Source organism: Rhodoblastus sp., from assembly GCF_052145335.1.
GTDB lineage: Bacteria > Pseudomonadota > Alphaproteobacteria > Rhizobiales > Beijerinckiaceae > Rhodoblastus.
Map to the genome: position 1 here is coordinate 1 of NZ_JBKQOU010000257.1, position 2978 is coordinate 2978.

At 64.3% G+C, this 2978-nt stretch carries 3 protein-coding genes and 1 pseudogene; all 4 read left to right on the forward strand.

What is annotated here, in order from left to right; all coding sequences use genetic code 11:
- A pseudogene (locus ACLP2E_RS16415) lies at nt 1–379 on the forward strand (hypothetical protein); the annotation flags it as partial.
- A 339-nt stretch (nt 380–718) separates the two neighbouring features.
- Entirely contained in the window at nt 719–1036 is a 318-nt protein-coding gene (locus ACLP2E_RS16420) for a hypothetical protein (RefSeq protein ID WP_442466542.1), read from the forward strand.
- 1 nt (nt 1037) lies between these two features.
- Entirely contained in the window at nt 1038–2036 is a 999-nt protein-coding gene (locus ACLP2E_RS16425; RefSeq protein ID WP_442466543.1) for a substrate-binding domain-containing protein, read from the forward strand.
- A gap of 69 nt (nt 2037–2105) precedes the next feature.
- Nucleotides 2106–2978 (forward strand): ATP-binding cassette domain-containing protein (locus tag ACLP2E_RS16430; RefSeq protein WP_442466544.1); only part of this gene is annotated, 873 nt, incomplete at its 3' end.

Genomic DNA, 2978 nt, shown 5'->3' on the forward strand with positions numbered 1-2978 from the left:
GTCCTCAGCGCCAGATCCGAGACGAGAGGAGCGCGCCCGTGAACAAGCCCATGACCATGCTCGACGCGACCGCCGCACCGTCCTCGCCATCCGCGAGGCCGAAGGTCCGCTGACCACTCAGGAGGCTTTACGCGAACTGTTGCATGACGCCGTCGAGTTTATGCTCGGTTGGGATTGCATCGCGCCGTTGAAAGCTCAGCTGGGCCAGCCATTCCGCCAACTCGAAGCCGTCGATCCGCGCTATCAGCTGCCGGCATGGACCGCCCAGAACTACGCGAAGCACCACAAACGGGCCCGATCGACTCGCGGCCGCCTCCGAGCCGTTCCACGTCGTCGGCTGGAGCCGAACCGAGATGGTCAAGGCGCTCGGTATCGATAGCCCCCACTGCTCGACGATCGTCTTCAACCGAACCCGTTTCAGCGCTGGTACCGTGGCCACCTCGAGTCGGGCATGTCGCCATCCCGAACGACTTGCTTCGGATGCACGGCAACCCTTCCTGCGACGCCAGTCTGACCGTCGCAATAGGCATCACCGCGGCGATCGGAGACATCCGCAGGTTCAGCGACCCCGCGGAGCACACGCGGCGGCAGGAGCCGCAGTTTGTTGCCGCCTTCAGACGATCCTCGGACCTGCGACACCGCCCCACATGTTGCGGTTAGATCTCCATGCCGGGCCAGCCCGCGATGGGCTCCATTCCGCACCTCGGCTGCGAGAGGCTTGGCGAGCCGATCGATCATCACGAGCGGGCGGCCGCACCGGCCGGCGCTCAACAACGGTCGTTCGCCGGCAAATCGATTCGTCGAAGGCATCAACGGTGAAGTGCACGTTTCGAAAGACACGATCGCCGAGCTATGGTCGTCGAACCGTGGGCCCGCGTTTGAAGACGCCGGCAATGACGGCCACAAGGCGGATGGCAATCAGAGTATCATCCATATTATCCAGCGTCCACGCCATTCCCGCTGCAGCTTCCGGCGCACTACGGTAAACGAGGTTCGCAGCCAGCTAAGCTGCGAAATGAACTGGGAGGAGACGTGATATGAAGCGCGTGAGCGACATGAAGCGAATTCTGGCGCCGACATTGCTTGCCGGGATTGTCGGGTCCGTACTTGGCGTGCCGCCAGTCTGGGCGGCGGGCGACCAGCTCACGATTGCGCTGATTCAAAAGCAGGGCGACCAGCAGTATTTTGTCGACGAGGCCAACGGCGCGCGCGACGCCGCCAAGGAACTCGGCAACGTCAAGGTCAACGTCGTCAATGTCAGCATGGACTCGAACGCGGCGATCAGCGCGATGAACGTGATGGTCGGCCAGAAGGTCGACGGAATCGCGATTGTGGTGCCCGATCAACAGATTGGTCCGCAGGTGATCGACATGGCGGCGCAGGCCAAGATTCCGCTGGTCGCCGTCGACGACCCGATCAAGAGCGGCGCTGGCGAAGCCGCCGCGTTCGTCGGCTTCGACGGCTTCGACATGGGCTCCAAGGTCGGCGAGGACGCGGGCAAACTGTTCAAGGCGAGCGGTTGGAACATCGACGACGTGCGCGTCATCGCCGCTTATGAGCAGCAGCTTTCCGTCTGCCAGGACCGCGAAGCCGGAGAAGAGGCTGCGTTCCAGAAGGTTGTTGGAGCGTTGCCGAAAATCATCAAGGTCGGCACCGACAACTCGACGATGGACGCGCAGAACCGCACCGGCGCCGTCGTCACGGCCAACCCGAATGTCAAGCACTGGGTCGCCTGGGCCTGCAACGACGAAAACCTAATCGGGGTGACCACGGCGCTCGCCAACGCCGGCATGCCTGCTGAGAACGTGATCGGGGTCGGACTCGGGGCATACCTCACTTGCAAAGACTGGCAGGCAGGCCAGAAGACGGGAAACAAGGCCGCGCTCTATATCAGCGGCCGCGACGTCGGCGACGCCGCAGTGCGCGTGCTTGTGGCGTCGATCCGCGATCACAAACCGCTGCCCCCCAAGACGATCGCCCATACCACCATCGTGACGCCGGAAAACTGGAAATCGGTGATGGGGAGTTGCAGCTAGCCGTGAGGAACGCGGCGCGGGCCAGCGCGGCTGCGCGCCGCGAAGCGCATCATGCCTGAAAGGTCTCCTATGCAGCCGGCTCAGCTGGTGATGGAAGGCGTGAGCAAGCGGTTCGCCGGCGTCCAGGCGCTGCATGAGGTGGGATTGGTTGCCCGCGCCGGCGAAGTGCTCGCCCTGATGGGGGAGAACGGCGCCGGCAAGTCGACCCTGCTAAAAATCATGTCCGGCGCCTACGCTCCGGACGCCGGCCGCATCCAGATTGACGGCAAACCGGTCACCATAGCGGCGCCCGCGGACGCGCACCGTCTTGGCGTTCGCGTAGTGGCGCAGGAGCCTGAGATCATTCCCTATGTGTCCGTGGCGGAAAATGTCTACGCGGGCGTTCTTCCGCGCCGCGGCAGACTGTTCGATCGCGCCGCGCTACGCGCCAAAGTGGCGGCGGATATCGAGCGCAGCGGCTTTGCGGGCATGATTGATCCCGGCCAGCTCGGCGCCAGCCTTTCGCCCGCGCAGCGTCAGCTGGTCGAGATTCTCAGGGCGCTTTCGGGGACCGTACGCGTCCTCGCGTTCGACGAGCCGACCTCGTCGCTTTCCGACCACGAGGCGGACAGGCTGTTCGCGCTGATAGAGAGGCTGACCGCGAGCGGCGTTGCGGTCATCTACGTTTCGCACCGTATGAAGGAAATCCTGCGCGTCGCAACCCGCGTCCTGGTTTTGCGCGACGGGGAGGTCGTCGGCGAGCGTCTCGCCGCGGAAACCAGCGAGGCCGATCTGGTTCGATTGATGGTCGGGCGGGACCTCAGCGCCCTCTATCAACGCTCCGCTCATATCCAGGGCCGGACCATCCTCAGCGTCGAAGGCGTCAGCAGCTCCGACGTGCGCGACGTCAGTTTCGAGGTGCATGCAGGGGAGGTTGTGGTTCTCGCCGGACTCGTCGGCGCC

Bases quoted from the DNA above. Each gene is read 5' to 3' on its own strand.
- ACLP2E_RS16425 (WP_442466543.1), top strand. From the start codon at position 1,038: ATGAAGCGCGTGAGCGACATGAAGCGAATTCTGGCGCCGACATTGCTT.